A 17,324-nucleotide genomic window follows, 5' to 3' on the forward strand; every position below is an offset into this window, starting at 1 on the left:
TGGGGAAATTTTAGCCACCGTGCCCGGCCTGACTTGCAAAATCACTCCTGCCCCTTCAAGAGAGGGCCTCCGGAGAGATGGCCGAGTGGCTTAAGGCGCACGCTTGGAAAGCGTGTGTGCGGGAAACCGTACCGTGGGTTCGAATCCCACTCTCTCCGCCATGGATGCCGCCTATCAAACTGGTCGGCATGTTTGCCGGGTTTGCAGCGTTCTACGGATTGCTCGGCTGGGGCATCCGACACGCACTGGTCCGGTGAGCAGGTATTGTCGGCTAGCGGGAAGCAGATAGCCACCGCCCAGATTATCGCTGCGGCATCCCTTTCCTGGGCCACCAGCTAACTAGATATCGTCGCGACACCCCACACACCAAGAGCCAACGTCCCGCGCCGGCCACGTGATTGAGGAAAAGAAGGAAAAACAAGAGACCGCCCGAAGGCGGTCTCTTTAACTCTGACAAAGGCCGCGTGCTGGATTTAAGAGGCAATAAAAGACGGCTGTTTGCGCCGGCGATAGGCTAAGTAACCGACACCGGCGAAGCCCAAGATCATCATTGCCCATGTTGAGGGTTCCGGCACTGCGCCCGTTACAACACCGGTGTTCGTCCATGAGGTGAACAGGTCAGGTGCGATGTAGGGTGCAATGACTGTGCCCTGACCGAACGTGCCGTTGACTTCAAGAAAATCCTTACCGGTGATGCCCGTATTCACGAGTACAGAGTAGACATCAAACGATGCCGGGGTGCTGCCAAACTGAGCGTTGAAAGCAGATGAAAGGTTGCTCCAGTTAATCGAATTGTTGCCGGAGTTCAAACCGACCAAAGTGTACAGGTCAGGTGAGGAGCTAGTGAAGTTCAATGTCGTATCGGTGACCGCGCCAAATGTGACCGCAGTAGTTGCTCCGACCACACCGCCATTGCTGACTGCGGTGAGAGAAATTGAATTTATCACCGGCGCTGCACCTGCTGAAAGGAAGTACAGTGTCGTAGGACCAGCAGCGCTTTGTCCTGACACGTTATCGACGAAAAACTGCGTGGACGAGCTAAGGAAAGCTGGGTCTTGGAGCGGATTATCTGCCGTTCCAGAGTTACTTAAATGCAGTACCGTTGCTGCCTGCGCAGGCAGTGTCAAAGCCGAGTAAAACACCGCGGTAGATACTAAAATTCCCCTTAATGTTAAGCGAGTTCCAAGCATGACAATTACTCCAATACATATATTGCCACTGCCCCCCTTTTTAATTTGTAACAAAAATTTAATGGCTAGTAAATGTGTTATCACGGGCCAGGGATTAAATGGAGCTGCCGGGGAACTAAGCGGAGCGCGTTTGCGGGCCGATGGCTCGATAACGGCTGCCTCAGCTAGGCGGAACCATTTTCGGAAGCCTTTTGACCTCGATCGGGAGCTCTTCTAAGGGCCGCGCCGTCCAGATCGGTTTGAGCTCCCATCGCGGCCTTCGAAGCTTCGTTCTCATCGCTACCTCACCAAAAACCGTGCCAAATGGTGCGTCGCAGGGCTCGAAATCTACTGTCCCGACGGCGCCTTGTCTCAGACTGAGCACTGAAATCCCAGTCGCCGGACGAGGTGCAATGCCTATGCCACAGTGGCCGCCGATTCACGCTGGCAGGCATACCTCCGTAGTATTACGGGAGATCAAGTGGCCCAGTGATAGACCGATAGAGGTTCGTTTCTTGCTCAACTCCATGCATATCAATACTTGAAATATTCGCGATCAGCCCGGGCGTCGCGGGCGGGCTTTTCGCTTAGAGAGGCGGCCCTGCCGCCAACGTGGTTCATTTAACCGAGAATCTCCTTGGCCTTGATGCCGCGCAAGGCCTCGACGCAGTCAGCTACCAAATGCAAGAACTCTTGGCGCTTTATGCTTTTCACCTGACGCCCTTCCATGTTGATGAGAATGAACCTCGCCATTTCGTAGGCGACTTCAAATTGCGATTTGCCGGTAACCTGAAGGTCGTTCCTTTCAGCCATTTCGCTCTCCCAAAGTTGTTATTGGCAAGGCAGCGGTTCACTCCAGAATCTCATATTCAAAGGCCACGCCTTCGGGGTCATTTTCCTTAAACCATATTTCTGCGGCGTCTTCGCTAGCCAAAGACCTTAAGATGTTCAGGGTCGCCAATCGCGATTGAGCCGGACCCTTCTCCCATCGAAGGCAATACCAGTCCGAAAACAATCAACCGTCGGCCGGACGGCAGCATCGGAGTTGAAGCCGGTCCGTTCTCAGCTCGATCACTTCTCCCGTCGAATTCCGCCGCGCAACATCGCAAAGCTCTTTCGGCGTGCCGAGATCGAGCTAGTCAACTCCTCAACGATCGCTTACGGGGAACGAGCGTTTAGCACCGGTCCGTCGGGAAGCTAGCCCGGGCCGTGTCACACATGACCGGCTTGTCGAACGAACTCCCAAACCATCTGCTCGTCAACGAGCCGTCATTGTCGATCCACGGGATCGGCGGCAACTGCGGGAGGTAGGATGCATACGGCATCACTTTCGCAAGCGTCACCCGGCCCGGAAATTTTGCGAGGAAAGCCTTGTTCATGCCGCCGTCAAGTCCGCTGTAGATCGGGGCCGCTGGCACATTGTCTTCAACCAATCGCGCGTAGGCGCGTTCGTCGGCGCGCTGCTTTTCCTTTGCCCGCCGCGCGATTTCGGGACTGACGACGAAGGGCGGGCATTTTTCGGCTGCGTTGAACGCGAGAGGGTGCGGCGAGTTCGGCGGCGGCTGCGCATCGAATACGTAGCGGCGGTTGCACACATCCACCTTGGGTTCGCGTTGCGTCGCCTCGAAGTGATCGTTGCCGACCTTGAGCATTTTCCAGAAGGCCAGGTTGGGACTATTTCGATGCCGCGCCAGATTTTCCGGCGTCAGGCGGAACGGATAGGCCTGCACCTGGAACGACGGCCGGCCGCTGAGCGCGTCGCGCGCCAGCGAATAGATTTCGCTGATCTGTTCGTCGGTCATGGCATAGCAACCGCTCGACCAGCAGTCGCCGTGGATCATGAGAAAACTGCCGTTGCGCTTGTTCGCGTTGTCGAAGTTGTTGGGGAAGCCGAGATTGATCGACAGATGGTAGTTGGAGTTGGGATTCATCAACTCAGGCGTAATCGTATAAAACCCTTCCGGAGCCTGTCGGTCGCCCTCGTATAGCTTCGGCCCGAGATCGCCCGACCACCGGCAGATCGGATAGGTTTTGAGGATCTGGAAACGGCCAGCCGTGTCCTGCTTCCAGACTTCGAGCTCCGCTTCCTCCTTGAAGAGGCGCAACACGATCGGCGAATATTTTGGCATCTTCTTCTGTTCGAGCAGTGCGAGCAGCTCGGGCGGCAGCTCCTGTGTTGCCTTGGCCGGCAACGGCTTGCTGCCCTCGCCAAGGCAGGCGACCGGCGTCAAGGCCGCAGCAATGGCGGCTACTACCAGCACAAGCGCATGTCGGGCCGCGCGGATCACTGCTGCACCTCCAGCCCTTCCGCCCGCGCGCCGCTAACTCTCAAACCCCACAAACACCGTAGCCTCCTCAACCGACTTCCGCTCCGACACCACCGCATTCGCCGGAAACGTCTCATCCGGCCAGCCCAGTGCGATGCTTTTCATGATGACCTGATCGTCGGCGATCCCCGCGTGCTCGCGCACCACGGGGGATTGCATGATGCCCTGGCTGTTGATCACGGCGCCGAGCCCGCGCGACCAGGCGGCGTTGACCAGCGCGGTCGCCACGGCGCCGCAATCGAAGGGCGTATCGTCGCTGCCGTCCAGCACGCGATCATAGGTGATGATCACGCAGACGGGGGCGTCGAATTGACGGAAGCCGCGCAGCACCCAGTCCTGGCGCTTGTCCTTATTGTCGCGCTCGATTCCCATCGCGGCGAATAATTGCTTGGCGACACCGATCTGCCGGTCGCGGTGCTTGCCGGCAAAGGGCTGGCCGGTGCGGAATTCGCGCGAGTGCGGAATGCCCGCCACGTTTCGCTCGGTGTTGCCGGCGCGGATTCGATCCAGCGGTTCGCCTGATATGACGTAGAAATTCCAGGGCTGGGTGTTCATCGACGACGGCGCGCGCATCGCCAGACCAATGATTTCCGCAATCAGCGCCTTGGGCACCGGATCGGGCTTGTAGCCGCGGATGCTCCGGCGACCGAGGATGACGTCATCAAACTGCATCTGTGTAAAATTCCCCTGACAAATTCTGAAGCCGCCGGGATTTTCGTGATTTCTGCATCTCGCACAAGCCACGGCGGCGTGTCCTCAACGGTCCGGCCACGCCGAACCTGATCGCGTCAATTTGCGCGCGCCGTCGTCTAGCGGATGTTGGGATAATGAAATTGTGCCGCTGATTTGCCCGACGTGTCAAGTTTCTGTCCAAGCCGTCGGTTGCAGCGGCCGCCGGCTACTGTGCATGGGGTTGTTTTCGATATTTTTGCTGAGGGCCGCGGCGGCCCGGCGCGATGGCACCGTTCGGAAGGGGCGCAAAGCGACTCACGTGAGCAGGTCGTGGGATCCGTGCGCGGCTGCGTGGTGCGGAGCGTTATTGGCGTGACTGGCCGCGTGTTCCTCGGGAGCCGCCGGCCCTGCCTCAAGGATTGCCGCTAGCTCGGCGGCTTGGCTGAGCGGAGCTGGCGCACCGTCAAGCTCTTGCAGCTCGACGCTCGCGGTGGGGGTGGAAGGCGCAGCCTCGTTATTGAAGTGGAATGCTGTCTCTTGGCCGGGGGCCCCCGACCCGGACACAGGCGCAATCGGCTCGGCGGCCGCTGACGCGCTCGCCGCGGCGGATTGCGAAGGCTGCGGCGGGTTATCGTGGCCGCCACCATTGCCCGATGCGACGCCGGTTTCGATCGGCTCGGCCGCTGCGCTTGCAGAGACCGGGTCTGAAGGCGGCTCCGGATTGTTGTGTCCGGATATGACGCCCGGCTCTGTCGGCTCGGCGGCCGCTGATGCGTTCGCAGCGACGGATTGCGAAGCCTGCGGCGGGTTACCGTGGCCACCACCATTACCCGGCGCGGCGCCGGTTTCGATCGGCTCGGCCGCTGCCATAGCGCTTGCGGCGGCCGGGTGTGAAGCGGGCTCCGAGTTGCTGTGCGCGGGCGTGACGCCCGGTTCTGTCGGCTCGGCCGCCGCGGATGCATTCGCAGCGACGGATTGCGAAGCCTGCGGCGGGTTACCGTGGTCACCACCATTACCCGGCGCGGCGCCGATTTCGATCGGCTCGGCCGCTGCCGCAGCGCTTGCGGCGGCCGGGTGTGAAGCGGGCTCCGGATTGTTGTGCCCGGATATGCCTGGCTCTGTCGGCTCGGCGGCTGTTGACGCGTTCGCGGCGGCGGAGTTCGGCGCATGCTGTGCGTTGCCGTGACCGACACTGTTACCCGATGTGGCGCCCGGCTCGGGCTGCGCAGCGGCTGCCGATACGTCGGCAGCGGCGGATGGCGCAGCGTGCTGCGAGTTGCCATGACCTTCACTATTGCCGGGTGCGACGGGCTCGGCCGCTCCCATATTGCTTGCCGAGGCCGAGTGTGGCGTCTGCGGCGAGTTGCCGTGGGCGGACGTGACGCCCGGTTCTGGCGGATCGACGGCCGCCGATGCTTTCGCCGCGGCCGAGTTCGGGGCGTGCGGTTCGTTGCCGTGGCCAGCGCCGTTACCTGATGTGGCCCCGGGTTCGGGCAACTCGGCGGCTGCTGATGAACTCGCAGCGGGGGATTGCTCAGCGTGCTGCGAGTTGCCGTGACCTGCACTATTGCCGGGCGCGACGCCGGGTTCGAGGGGCTCGGCCGCTCCCATGTTGCCTGCCGAGGCCGGGTGTGACGCCTGCTGCGAGTTGCCGTGGCCCGGCGTGACGCCCGGTTCTGGCGGATCGACGGCCGCCGATGCCTTCGCAGCGGCCGCGTTCGGCGCGTGCTCTGTGTTTCCGTGGTCGATACCGTTACCGGAGGCGATACCCGGCTCGGTCGGCTCAGCGGCGGACTGCGCAGCGTGCTGCGAGTTACCGTGACCCGCGCTATTGCCGGGTGCGACGCCAGGTTCGGCGGGCGCCGGGCCGGGGACCGGGGGCACGACGGCGGCGCCTAATTCGAAAAGTTCAGGTCCGGAGGCTACGTTCGCCTTGCCATGTCCGGTCGTCACAGTGCCGGAATTCGCATGGGCGGGCTCGTTCTTGAATGTGAATTTTTCCTCGATCGGGTCAGGTGTGTGGCTATGAGCAGACTGGATTGATGATACATGCGCCGGCACGGTAACCGCATCATCATCGCGCGCTTCCGTTGCATAAGGCAAATCATCGTCGAAGCTGGTGAGCCTCGTCGAAACGGCAGAGCCGATCCGGTCCCGCCCAATATGAAACCGGAAGCCGTCGTCGGCTGGCATCGTCCAGATATCAGCCGCCGCGAGCGCGCGCTCGCTCGTCTCCGCTTCGACGGAAGTATCCGCGCTGCCCGTCAGGACGGTCCCATCGCTCGCGGCCGCCTTCAGCAGCTCAGGATCGATTCCCTGCAAAGCCGCCGCGACAGCCGCTGCGTCAGGCTCATGAACGAAATCCGACTCTGCAACGGACACAACGCCCTGCAAGTGGATTTCCAGCAGGCCCGAATCGCCGATATCAAGGCTGTGATCCGTCGGATTGACATAGACAATCGTTTCATTGGTCGTGGGATCGTAGATCCAGGCGAGGGTATGCGGCGGCACCGACGTGCTTGTCGATGTCAGGTGAAGGAACGCCAATGCGCCTAAAGCTGCCAGGTTGATCTTGTCCGCCCCCGATGTGAAATCGATGACGGTGTCGAGCTGGGCAGAGTTGGAATCTTTCGCTGAGTGATGGACAAAGGCGTCATTACCGTTGCTGCCGGCCAGCCGGTCGCCGCCGTGTCCGCCGGTGATGGTATCGTTGCCGTTGACAGAGTCGCTGCCGGATCCTTCGGAGATCGCGTTGTCTCCGCCGCGGATCAGTTGGCCCGCATTTCCTTCTCCCGTGACGCTTTCGTGTCCAAGCGCGCCGAACGCGGGCGGCGAATGTGGGGCGTAGATATCAGCTCCAGGTGCGGGGCTGTCGACATCGTTCGAGCCTGCGTCGCCGGCGCCATGAGTAGCGATCGCCGCCATCTGCGTGGTGCGATCCATGGCGGCAACCGCGGACGCGTCGATCAGCGCTCCACCGGGGTCGGGCGCCTGCACCGCGGCGCTGGAATGGTCGAGCGTGTAGATTAAGGCGCCGGCGGCCGTCATGGCGAAGGCGACGTTGCCTGCCTGGCCCTTTACGGGATCCGAGGCAAACGCCGGCAGGGGAAACGGCTGCGGTGCTGTGGAGCCGGCGATTTGGCTATTGTTAATCGCTTGCAGCAGCGGCGAAACGAAAAGAAAGGGCGTGCTGGATCCGACCGGGCCGTAGCCTCGCGCCGTGTTGGACAGAACAGCATGCTCGGCCGCGTGCAATTCTTCCCTTCTTGCCGCCGGGTTGTGGCTCACCTTGACGGCGGCCGCTCCTTGCGGCGCCACGCCCGTCTCACCGTGATCCACAACGACGGTGTGCCGGAGGATCGCCTTCTTCCAGACTTCAAATGCGGGGTGCTCGAGATCCTTGTCGTCGGTGCTGGCGTCATCCGGGAATGCGTCGTTCGTCTCCGAAGCCTTGACGTCGTCCAAAATCGCAAACGCCAGGGCAGCGAGCGCGAGCGTGCTGAAGCCCGCGGACCGCTGCAACAACGCGATCGTGGCCAGCACGGTCCTGTTACTGATTTCAAGCTTCTGAAATATGTTGTGGAGGTGTACTTTGACGGTGCCTTGGGAAACGTTCAGCTGGCGCGCAATCTCCTTGTTCGACAGTCCTTCGGACACGAGTCGAACAATCTGGCTCTCGCGGTGCGTCAGCAGCCCCAACATTTTTTCAATTTGGGCGCCGTTTATTCCCTTGCCGTTTGACGAGAGGCCTCGGGACCGATCCGGTGGCGCGCTGATCTCCTCCGTCATCAGCCTCAGGGTTCGCAGCATCGTGTCGGGATTCGTGTACTTCGAGATTGCACTGCAGGCGCCGGCCGCGATTGCCGCAGCCAGTTCGTCGCTTATTTCGGATTCGGTAAAGAACACCAGGCGCGTGGCAAGACGCTCGGCTTTCGCGACGGCGAGAATTTCGGATATCGTCAGGTCGAGCATCGTGTCGGCAAGAAGCGCGACATCGGGTGTCAAATTGCGAATTGCTTCGACGCAGCTTGTGCCGGTATTGCACGACGCAACGATCTCGAAGTCGCGCTGTGCGGCAAATAGCGACTTCAACCCCTGCAGCACGATCGGTTGTCGATCCGCGATCACCAGCCGGATGCTGCGCGTGAATGTTCCCTGGTCCGCGGACACATCTAACATAGGCTTGACCCCGGCTGCGCAGCGCGGTGCGGCAGCCCTTTTGCCGCCCCGGCGCAGAATCGAGATGGTCTGGCGAGGGCAGCCCGGGGTACACGCCACGGCATCCGAACCGGATAACTCATGCTCCGCGAGGAAGGCGAGCTAGCTGCCATCGTTTGTGTCATGGTGCGCCGCAAGACGCATCCGACCCCCTTGAAAGTATTAACTATCTTATCTTCAGAATGAACCGTTTTTGTGCCCCACCGCAAGCCCCAGGTCGGGGTCCAAGCTCCCGGTCCGGGTTGATACGGTGGCCAGCGAGAATGGTTTATTGTGCACGCCGCAGTTGTCGCCAGCAACCCTCATAGCATGCCGGTATTGCACCCTTGCGCGCTCTGTCGCATCTTACGCTTATGGATCTCGATCGGGAAAAATCGGTAATCTCTGAAAGGCTGGAGCGCTGCAGAGAGCTGGCCAAACAGTATTCTCGTGAACCGACGGCAGCTCACCTTCGGGAATTAGAGGCAGAGTTGCTGGCTCAGCTTCGCCGATTGCAGGAGCAATAGGGTCGCTCCTTGCGGCTTCTTTTGCAGCAGCCGATGCCGGTTTTGACGTGTAACCATATTTGACGATGACGCCACCTGCGGGAAGGGTCTTGTCGGTAAACTGCAGGGGTCACCGAAGCCGGCTCCCCCCGCACCCGTCCCTATGTCCATCGGTATATGGCCTGCGACGCAGCAAAAGCGGTACCGCTATCCTGATAAAGGAGCGCCGATGCCGCTAAAATATTATCAAGCCTTCGAACTGACTGCGCAGGACGAAGCCATTGCCCGTATCGATATTCATTGCCAGAGCTTGGAAGATGCCAAAGAGCGAGCGAAACAGCTCGTCCAAGACAGGCCGGTGGAGCTATGGGAAGGGCCGATGCGGATCGCTCGGTTTGAACCGCTTAATTAAAGCCCGCTAGCCCGGCCACCGTAAGCGCGCCGGCGCGCAACGGTCAGGCGGCGCCCTCGCGCTGCCCAATCGCCCTGTCATACGCCTCGATCGTCGCCTTCGCGCGATCAGCCACCTGCGCCGCCGTCATGCCGGGCTTGTAGAGGCTGCTGCCGAGGCCGAACGCAGTGATGCCGGCCTTCACATAGTCAGCGAAATTCGTATCGGAGACGCCGCCCACTGCGGCGATCATGATGTCAGCGGGTAGAACCGCACGAATAGCTGTGATGCCGGCGGCGCCCAGCACGCTGGCCGGAAAGAATTTGAGGCTGGAGGCGCCCGCCTTGGCGGCGAGCAGTGCCTCCGTGGGGCTGAAGACGCCGGGCATCGTCACCATGCCGCGGGCCCGCGCGCTGGCAATGATCTCGGGATCGACGTTGGGGCTCACCATCAGCCGGCCGCCGACATCGTGCAGCCGCGCGACATCATCCAGCGTCAGGACGGTGCCGGCCCCGATCAGGATGCCGGCGGGCGCGCACTTGACGGCGATCTCGATCGAGCGGAACGGGTCCGGCGAGTTGAGCGGAATCTCGATCGCCGTCATGCCGCGCTCGATCAGCGCGCTGACGATACCCTCCGTCTCTCCAGGCTTCACGCCGCGCAGGATCGCGACCAGCGGATACTTCATCGGTGGAAATGGGACGACGCTCATTTCATACGCTCCAAATCGCTGCAGCGGCCATCGAAAGCCCCCGCCGAACTGCTTCTTCGGCACCGATGGTTCGAACGGAAATGGCAACCGTGTCAAACGCCAATTGATACAGCGTTTGAAGCCTTCCCGAGGCCACCAGCGTGATGGCGGTCTTCGGCACTTCGCCAGCGAGTCCGCCCGCCAGCTCAAGGCCGATCAGCGTGCCCGATATTTTTTCGCGGGCCGCGGAAGCCGTGCCGCCATGCAGGAGCTGTCCCGATCGCACCTGGAACAGCAGGTTGGCCGTTAGCGCCGGCCGCTCGAACGCGGCCATGACCGCCGATTTGAAGGCGTCGACGTCCTGCGCCTCATCGGCGCCGGCCGCCGCGTGCGACAGGATCGTCTCGCGCGACACCGCGCTGAACAATTCGCCCGTCATGAAGGTGGCGAAGCGCTCGACGGTCCCGCCGCGCACGCTGACCCACTTCGAATGTGTGCCGGGCATGCAGACGAGCGCGTCGCCGGCCGCATCCAGGCCGAGGGCACCGAGCAGTTGCGTCTCCTCGCCACGCATGACGTCGGGCGCCCTGCGGTCGCGCTGCGCTACGCCGGGAAGGATGCGGATATCGCGATCCTGTCCGGGCACGATGGCCGCCTGTTTCAGGACCGACGCCAGCGGCGCCGGCGTATCGACATAGCCGGCTTCAACCCAGCCCTGGCGGGCGCCGGCCATGCCGCAGATGATCACGGGTAGCGCTGGCGCGGCGCCGACCGCGTCGAGATGCGATTGCAGCACCGCCGCAAAGCCCACCTTGCCGGCTGCCATCATCCCCTCGTCGCTGCGCCGCTCCCCCAGCACCTTGCCGGCGCGATCGATCAGCCACAGCCGAAAGCTGCTCGTTCCCCAATCGACCGCGACATAGGCTGCCTCGCTCATTCCGTGTCCGTCCCGCTGCTATCTGCGCCCGGCGACATGATACCACGCCGGTCTGCCTGCGAGCTACGCCCGCTTTCCATTTGATTTGCAGAGGCGCAATCAGCATGATCGGAGGTTGTGAGGAGCCGCGCATTGCAGCTTCGCCACCAAGCACAATCCGCGACAACGCGGCATGACATAAAAAGAAAGATATGGGAGGAGCCATCGTGAACAATTTTTTCCTCAAGCGCGCGCTCATCGGTGCTGGCTTGCTGGCTGCAGCGCTATCGCCGGCGGCGCATGCGCAATCGACCGCGAAGACCGTGACGATGGTGGTGCCGTTTGCTGCCGGTGGTGGCACCGATACCGTGGCGCGTCTAATCGGCGAGCGGATGTCGCGCACACTCGGCCAAACCATCATCATCGAGAATGTAGTCGGAGGCGGCAGCACGCTGGCCAATGATCGCGTCGCGCGCTCGGCGCCCGATGGGTCGACCATCCTAATCAATCACGTCGCGCTGCTCGCGGCGCCCAGCCTGTTCACCAACCTCCGTTATGACACGACTACCGCGTTCGAGCCGGTCGGCCTCGTCAACAATGCGCCGATGATCCTGGTCGGCCGCAAGTCGATTCCCGGCGAAAGTCCGAAGGATTACGTGGCCTGGATCAAGGCGCAGCGCGACAAAGCGAACTTTGCGCATGGCGGGATCGGCACCAACAGCCATCTGTGCGCGGTGATGATGGGCAATGTGCTCGGCTTCAAGCCGACGGTCGTGGCCTATCGCGGGTCGGCACCGGCGATCGCTGACCTGCTGGCGGGGCAGATTGATCTGCTGTGGGACCAGTTGACCAACGCGCTGCCGCAGGTCCAGGCTGGAGCGCTGCACGGCATCGCCATCACCTCGCCGCAGCGGCTCGAGCAGGCGAAAGATGTCCCGACCACCGCCGAGCTCGGTATGCCCGAGGTCAGCTACACGATGTGGCATGGCCTCTATGTCGCGAAAGGCACGCCGAAAGAGACCATCAATGCGCTGAATGCCGCGCTTCGCGCAGCGCTGGCCGAGCCAGAGCTCGTCGAGAAACTCAAGCAGCTCGGAACGGTGCCGTTCCCGAAAGACGAGCTGACGCCCGAGGCGCATGCGCGCCTGTTCGCTGCCGATCTGCCGCGCGTGGCCAAGCTGATCGAAAGCTCGGGCATCAAGGCGAGCGAAGCGAAGTAGGCCGCCGGTCGGCGAAGAAAGCTGCACCGGAAAAGCGGCGCGGCCCCATTACACGTTCAGATCGTGCGGTGCGAAGGCCGTGACAACGAAACCATCGGACCATTGTGCAGACGGTTCGGTGGTCGGAGTTGCCTCCGAAAACGCTGGCGCTCCGCTGGTTCCTGCTTCGGAGGAGTTGATCGACGTCGAGTTGCTCTCTGGCAGGTCGATGGCATCCGAAGTCTTGAACTCGGACTTATCGTCCTTGAAGTAGAAGGTGTCGTTGGCGCCGTTGATGATGATTGTCACGACCTGCGGCGTGCCGTCGATGGTGGTCACCGTAAAGCTGTCGGTCAGCGTGTCGCAGTCATTGAGGGCCTGCACTTCGCAATTGGCGTTATCGAGTTTGTAGGTCCAGACGCCATTTTTCGTCATCGTGAAGCTGCCATAGCCGTGATCGCTGGCTGTCGGGTCATTGACCGTTGTGAACGTGTTGGGCGTGTTGTCGACATCGGTATCGGTGAGCGTGCCGGTCGCAACCGGCTTGCCGTGTGTGGAGGCGCCAGCTTCGGTGACGGAGCCGGTCGTTTTGCCACAAATGACGGCCTTGTCATTGGCGCCGTTGATGGCGATCGTCACCACCTGCGGGGTACCGTCGATGGTGGTCACCGTAAAGCAATCGGTCAGCTGGTCTCCGGCGTTAAGCGCCTGCACCGCGCAATTTGCGTCGTCGAGTGTGTAGGTCCATGTGCCGTCCGCGGAGATCGTGAAGGTGCCATAGCCGGCGTCGCTGGCCGTCGGGCAATTGATCACCGTGAAACCGGGCGCGTTGTCGATGTCGGTCGCGGTGAGCTTGCCGGTTGCGGTCGGCGGATCGCACTTGGTGCCACTATCTTCGGTCACTGAGCCGGCTGTGGCGCCGGAGATGACCGCGGCGTCGTTGGTACCGTTGATGATGATTGTCACCACTTGGGGGGTGCCGTCGATCGTGGTCACCGTAAACGAATCGGTCAGTTTGTCGCCGATATTGAGTGCCTGCACCGAGCCGTTGGAATCGTCGACCGTGTAGGTCCAGACGCCGGCTTCCGTCATCGTGAAGGTGCCGAAGCCGTTTGCGCTCGCAGCTGGAGTATCCACCGCAGTGAAAGTATTGGGCGCATCGTCGACGTCGGTGCTGGTGAGCGTCCCGGTGGCGCTCAGCCTGGCGAACGCTGCATGGGCGACGCCGCTGGCTTCGACGGCGGTGCCATTGGTGGCACCGGAGATGATGGCTGCATCGTTGACGCCATTGATGGTAATCGTAAAGAGTTCATCGCTCGAGAGCGTGCCGTCGGATACGGCAATCGTGAAGTCGGTCGTCGTGGGTGCAGTCAGCGCGTTGATCGCATCATTATTCGGAACGAACGTATAGGCGCCGGTCGTGCTGTCGACGTAAAGCGTGCCGTAGGGGCCGGCTTTCGATACATCGTAAGTCACCCCGTTGATTGCGGTGCTGCCTGCGGTTCCTCCGATGATGCCGAAGGTCAGCGTCGCGCCGTTGGGGCTGCTGGCGAGGAAAGCGCCGTTCGTCGCCGTGAAGAGATCGAAGACCGCGGTGTCGATCTCGGTTGGCCCGATCACCGCATTCAATGTCGGCGGCGCCGGCGGAGGGACCGGTATCTGTCCGACAATCATCTCCGGGGCCGATGCCAGGATTACCGCCGGCGAAACGGGCAAATCCTGCTCTGGGGAAGCGGCATCGGTCTCGATGAAATTGATCGGTTGCACCGGCAGCTTCTCGAGGGGAGGCGGCGTGCTCGATCCTGTCGATCCCAGTCCTTGCTCGTGAGTGGCGAGCACCTCCTGCTGGGCTGCCTGCAATTCGGCCATCCGCGCAGTGGAGTTCGTGCTCTGGGTGATACTGACCGACGACCCCTGCGAATGCAGGGCGATGGTCTGTCCGGGATCGTCGATGATGATGTGTCGAGGGACGGCCTCCTTGGTGACCAGCTCGAAGGCGCCGTGTTCGAGATCCTTGTAAGTGATGTTTCCGTCGTCCAGGAATGTGGCGTCAGGGTCGGCGGCTTGGGCCTGCTTCCCAAGGGCGAAAGCGAGTGCCGAGAGCCACAGCATGCCGAACCTGCCGGCATGAGGTCGGCTTCGCGAGCCGCCGACCGCGGCCTGAACGTCCTGCGTTTTGGCGTGGGTCCCGACGAGCATGCCTACCCCGTCTGCCACTCACCCCGTGCAATTTTTTACGAGCCGGCCTTGCCTGGCCCGTGAGGTCAGAAAATCGCGCTGCCGCTGGCCTGGACGGCCAGCTGCCGAAAAATCGCAGTCCAAACTAGCCAATCCGCAGGCGTCAGGCTTTAGGCTCAAAAGGAGTAATCCTTTCGAGATAGAAAGGTAGATAATGCCGTCTCCGGACAGCGGGTCCAAGATCGTTGTGACCGACCCTTGAGCGGACTCCCACGCTAAGGCGTGCGCGCGACCAACTGACTATCCGGCGTGGGGCGGCACGCTCGCTTCAGGCAACGTGCCGCGCCTGCTGCCGGATCAGTCGAGCTTCACGTTCGCTTCGGTGACGACCTTGCGCCAGCGCTCGACTTCCGCGGAGACCATCTTCGCGAAGGCCGGGCCGGTGACGTCAGGCACGTCAGAGCCGTTGCGTTCCCAGGCCTCCTTGATCGCGGGCACCTGCATCGCTTTCTGCAATTCCTTGGTGATCTGCTCGACGATGGCCGGCGGCGTGTTTTTCGGTGCGAACACGCCGTACCAGGTCGAGACTTCATAGCCGGCGAGGCCTGCTTCGGCGGCGGTGGGAAGATCGGGGAAGGCCGGCACGCGCTTCGGCGCGGCGACGGCGAGCGCGCGGAGTTGTCCGGCCCTGACGGGAGCGGCCGACGAGCCGAGCCCATCGAACACGACGGGCACGTGGCCGGCGATCAGGTCCTGCATGGCCGGGCCGGCGCCGCGATAGGGCACGTGTTGAATGTTGGTCTTGGTCAGGATCTTGAACAACTCGCCGGCGAGGTGGTGCGTGGTGCCGGCGCCGGCCGAGCCATAGTTCAACTTGCCCGGATTGGCCTTGGCGTAGGCGATGAATTCGGCCAGCGTCTTGGCAGCGACCTTGTCCGGATTGACGACGACCACCTGCGGCGGCCGCGCGATCAGCGCTACCGCGACAAAATCCTTCTCGATGTTGTAGTCGAGATTGGGATAGAGCGAGGGTGCGATGGCATGATGCGCGGCGCCGACGAAGAAGGTGTAGCCGTCGGGCGCGGCCTTGGATGCCGCGGATGCGCCCACGGTGCCGCCGGCGCCGGCGCGGTTTTCGATCAGCACGCGCTTGCCGAGCTGGGTATCGAGCTGGGCCGCCAGCGGGCGGGCAAAGGCGTCGGTGCCGCCGCCGGCCGCGAACGGCACGACGAAGGTGATCGCTTTCTCAGGCCATGCCTGGGCCTGCGCCGCGGTTGGGGCTTGGACGGCGATGGCAGACAGCGCCAGAAGTGTAAGCAGGGCGCAGCGCACAACTCTTGGCTTCACGGCATTTTCCTCCGGCTATGCAATCGGCGTCCGCTAACCAGCGGCGCGATCTTGATTTTTGCGGGACCCGATTCCGCTGCTGGCGGATAGGGCGATGGCCTCACCGTATGCAAGATGCCAGGCCTGATCCATCAAAATGAGCGGCCGGACCCCGGCAGGTGCCGGGACGTTTAGCCGCTCCCCCGGGGGATGCGAGCGCGTTCGCGGAAGGCCGGATCGAGCTATCCGGCAGGCGATGGCGCCATCGCGCTGGTCGCGGGTGCTGCGGGACGAAGCAGAAGCACGATCAGCATCACAGGAAACAGCGGAGCGATCCGGGCCACGGGAAACAGCAGGGGTGGGCTCAGCATCGGCAGCAGCCAGATCATGAATGCCAGCGTCCAGCACCACAGCGGCAGCGGCGCGCTGCGTGCCATCAACCAGAACGCCGCGGCAATCGCCAGCAGCGTGCCGTCATAGGGCCCGGAATGCGGCGCGGCGAGCACGGTCGCGGCCAGAAAGACCGCGGTTTTTTCCCTCGTCCCGAGCCGCGAGCGGAAAGCGATGACGACCGAAATGGCCGCGCCGAGCGTGGCGAGCAGTTGGATCAACGACGCCAGCCGATCGGGCGCGCCGAGCAGAACGGCACAGGTATAGACGCTGTGGCCCCACATGCGGCCAAACTCGATCCACTTCTCGTTCGGACTAACAAGGTTTTCGAAGATGACGGGAAACCAGCGCAGCCACAGGTCCCATCCGAAAACCAGTCCGCCCGCGATCATCAGGACGAGCGCCGACAGCCCCGACGCCACAAGCGCGCGCCATTGCCCGGCCGCGATGAGCGCGATCGGGACCAGGATGCAGAACTGCGGCTTGAACGTCAGCAGTCCCAGTATCAATCCGGCGAGATGGGGATGCCGCTCGAGCAGGCTGAAGCCGCCGACGATCAGCGCTGCGACCAGAAAGACGGCCTGCCCGTCGATCACATTGACGGCCGATGCCGGACAGATCAGGACGGCTGCGAGCAGGGCGCCCGGCGGCAGGGCGGCCTTCGCACTCGACCGCAGCGCCAGCGCCAGCAGCGCGCCGCTCACGATCTGAAACGCGACATAGGAGCCGAAGAAGCCCAGTGGCGCGAACGGCAGCAGCATCAGCAGGAAGCTCGGCGGATAGGCCCATGGCCGAAAATCGAGCGGGGAAGAGAGCCAGCCTGCAAACGCCGTGTTGAGAAAATCGGTGAAGCGATCGCCGTCGAAGATCAGCAGCGCATTGCCGTCGAGCACTGAGCGGATCGCGCCGTAGAACACCATCCAATCGGTGCCGAGCGTATTGTAGTCGAGCCCGATCTTGCCCGGATAGGGAATGGTCGTGGCGAGAACCAGCCAGACGTAGAATGACAATAACAGGCTTGGAATCAGAACCACCGCCGGCGGATGCAGCGCATTCTTCTGCCCGAACGTGCCTCCGCCCTGTGCCAAGTCCATGCGTTGTCCTGCCAAGCGATGCGGTTGAGGGGAATGCGAATCGGCGCTGATCTTACGACGATCGGGACGGCCGACCGAATGATCCCGCAAAGACCTTAACGAAAGGGTTTCCCGGCAGATCAGGGCGCATGTCCGCCACGGGCAGGAAGCCGGTGCCGCTCCGATTTGCGTCTCGTCGAGATGAAAATTCCACTTGGCCCCGCCGGGCCCAAATGGACTTCGGTTGCAAAGGCAAATATGCTCATCTTGGGAATGTGGGGGAACGGCT

The 17,324-nt window shown here is 62.3% G+C and carries 12 protein-coding genes and 1 tRNA gene; 3 read left to right on the forward strand and 10 right to left on the reverse strand.

The window, feature by feature from the left end:
• The first annotated feature begins 71 nt into the window (after positions 1-71).
• Positions 72-161 (forward strand) — tRNA-Ser (locus QA643_RS02535).
• Positions 162-473: 312 nt separating this feature from the next.
• On the opposite strand, the gene QA643_RS02540 is transcribed toward QA643_RS02535, so the two are convergent.
• From QA643_RS02540 to QA643_RS02560, 5 genes are all read right to left on the reverse strand, one after another.
• A complete protein-coding gene (locus QA643_RS02540; RefSeq protein WP_283031644.1) occupies positions 474-1,190 on the reverse strand; it encodes a PEPxxWA-CTERM sorting domain-containing protein in 717 nt (238 codons plus the stop codon).
• A 600-nt stretch (positions 1,191-1,790) separates the two neighbouring features.
• Entirely contained in the window at positions 1,791-1,982 is a 192-nt protein-coding gene (locus QA643_RS02545; RefSeq protein WP_283031645.1) for a hypothetical protein, read from the reverse strand.
• Positions 1,983-2,344: 362 nt separating this feature from the next.
• Positions 2,345-3,457 carry a murein L,D-transpeptidase family protein gene (locus QA643_RS02550; RefSeq protein ID WP_283031646.1) on the reverse strand — a complete coding sequence of 371 codons (1,113 nt, stop codon included), beginning with the start codon at positions 3,455-3,457 and terminating at the stop codon, positions 2,345-2,347.
• A 33-nt stretch (positions 3,458-3,490) separates the two neighbouring features.
• Positions 3,491-4,168, reverse strand: a complete 678-nt coding sequence (locus QA643_RS02555; protein ID WP_283031647.1) for a nitroreductase — start codon at positions 4,166-4,168, stop codon at positions 3,491-3,493.
• Positions 4,169-4,483: 315 nt separating this feature from the next.
• Positions 4,484-8,347, reverse strand: coding sequence for a LuxR C-terminal-related transcriptional regulator (locus QA643_RS02560; protein WP_283031648.1), 3,864 nt, complete (start codon positions 8,345-8,347; stop codon positions 4,484-4,486).
• A gap of 753 nt (positions 8,348-9,100) precedes the next feature.
• On the opposite strand from QA643_RS02560, the gene QA643_RS02565 reads away from it, so the two are divergent.
• Positions 9,101-9,283: a hypothetical protein gene (locus tag QA643_RS02565; RefSeq protein WP_283031649.1), complete on the forward strand. Its 183-nt coding sequence runs from the start codon at positions 9,101-9,103 to the stop codon at positions 9,281-9,283.
• A gap of 43 nt (positions 9,284-9,326) precedes the next feature.
• Here QA643_RS02565 and QA643_RS02570 read toward each other — a convergent pair whose 3' ends face one another.
• Together QA643_RS02570 and QA643_RS02575 are read right to left on the reverse strand one after the other, a co-directional pair.
• A complete protein-coding gene (locus QA643_RS02570; protein ID WP_283031650.1) occupies positions 9,327-9,974 on the reverse strand; it encodes a 2-dehydro-3-deoxy-6-phosphogalactonate aldolase in 648 nt (215 codons plus the stop codon).
• Position 9,975: 1 nt separating this feature from the next.
• The gene (locus tag QA643_RS02575) at positions 9,976-10,890 is read right to left on the reverse strand and encodes a 2-dehydro-3-deoxygalactonokinase (protein WP_283031651.1); all 915 of its coding nucleotides are present in this window, start codon (positions 10,888-10,890) and stop codon (positions 9,976-9,978) included.
• A gap of 206 nt (positions 10,891-11,096) precedes the next feature.
• Here QA643_RS02575 and QA643_RS02580 point away from each other — a divergent pair, with 206 nt between their 5' ends.
• Positions 11,097-12,089, forward strand: a complete 993-nt coding sequence (locus QA643_RS02580; RefSeq protein WP_283031652.1) for a tripartite tricarboxylate transporter substrate-binding protein — start codon at positions 11,097-11,099, stop codon at positions 12,087-12,089.
• Positions 12,090-12,137: 48 nt separating this feature from the next.
• On the opposite strand, the gene QA643_RS02585 is transcribed toward QA643_RS02580, so the two are convergent.
• From QA643_RS02585 to QA643_RS02595, 3 genes are all read right to left on the reverse strand, one after another.
• Positions 12,138-14,267, reverse strand: coding sequence for a VCBS domain-containing protein (locus QA643_RS02585; RefSeq protein ID WP_283031653.1), 2,130 nt, complete (start codon positions 14,265-14,267; stop codon positions 12,138-12,140).
• Positions 14,268-14,603: 336 nt separating this feature from the next.
• Positions 14,604-15,593 (reverse strand): tripartite tricarboxylate transporter substrate binding protein, encoded by a 990-nt coding sequence (locus QA643_RS02590; protein WP_283031654.1) that lies wholly within the window; start codon positions 15,591-15,593, stop codon positions 14,604-14,606.
• Positions 15,594-15,814: 221 nt separating this feature from the next.
• Positions 15,815-17,056: a glycosyltransferase family 87 protein gene (locus tag QA643_RS02595; RefSeq protein ID WP_283031655.1), complete on the reverse strand. Its 1,242-nt coding sequence runs from the start codon at positions 17,054-17,056 to the stop codon at positions 15,815-15,817.
• Between the last annotated feature and the right edge of the window lie 268 nt (positions 17,057-17,324).

It is taken from the genome of Bradyrhizobium sp. CB3481 (genome assembly GCF_029714305.1).
In the GTDB taxonomy this organism is placed as follows: Bacteria; Pseudomonadota; Alphaproteobacteria; order Rhizobiales; family Xanthobacteraceae; genus Bradyrhizobium.

Bases quoted from the DNA above. Each gene is read 5' to 3' on its own strand.
- QA643_RS02540 (WP_283031644.1), bottom strand. From the start codon at position 1,190: ATGCTTGGAACTCGCTTAACATTAAGGGGAATTTTAGTATCTACCGCG.
- QA643_RS02545 (WP_283031645.1), bottom strand. From the start codon at position 1,982: ATGGCTGAAAGGAACGACCTTCAGGTTACCGGCAAATCGCAATTTGAA.
- QA643_RS02555 (WP_283031647.1), bottom strand. From the start codon at position 4,168: ATGCAGTTTGATGACGTCATCCTCGGTCGCCGGAGCATCCGCGGCTAC.
- QA643_RS02560 (WP_283031648.1), bottom strand. From the start codon at position 8,347: ATGTTAGATGTGTCCGCGGACCAGGGAACATTCACGCGCAGCATCCGG.
- QA643_RS02565 (WP_283031649.1), top strand. From the start codon at position 9,101: ATGCCGCTAAAATATTATCAAGCCTTCGAACTGACTGCGCAGGACGAA.
- QA643_RS02570 (WP_283031650.1), bottom strand. From the start codon at position 9,974: ATGAGCGTCGTCCCATTTCCACCGATGAAGTATCCGCTGGTCGCGATC.
- QA643_RS02575 (WP_283031651.1), bottom strand. From the start codon at position 10,890: ATGAGCGAGGCAGCCTATGTCGCGGTCGATTGGGGAACGAGCAGCTTT.
- QA643_RS02585 (WP_283031653.1), bottom strand. From the start codon at position 14,267: ATGCTCGTCGGGACCCACGCCAAAACGCAGGACGTTCAGGCCGCGGTC.
- QA643_RS02595 (WP_283031655.1), bottom strand. From the start codon at position 17,056: ATGGACTTGGCACAGGGCGGAGGCACGTTCGGGCAGAAGAATGCGCTG.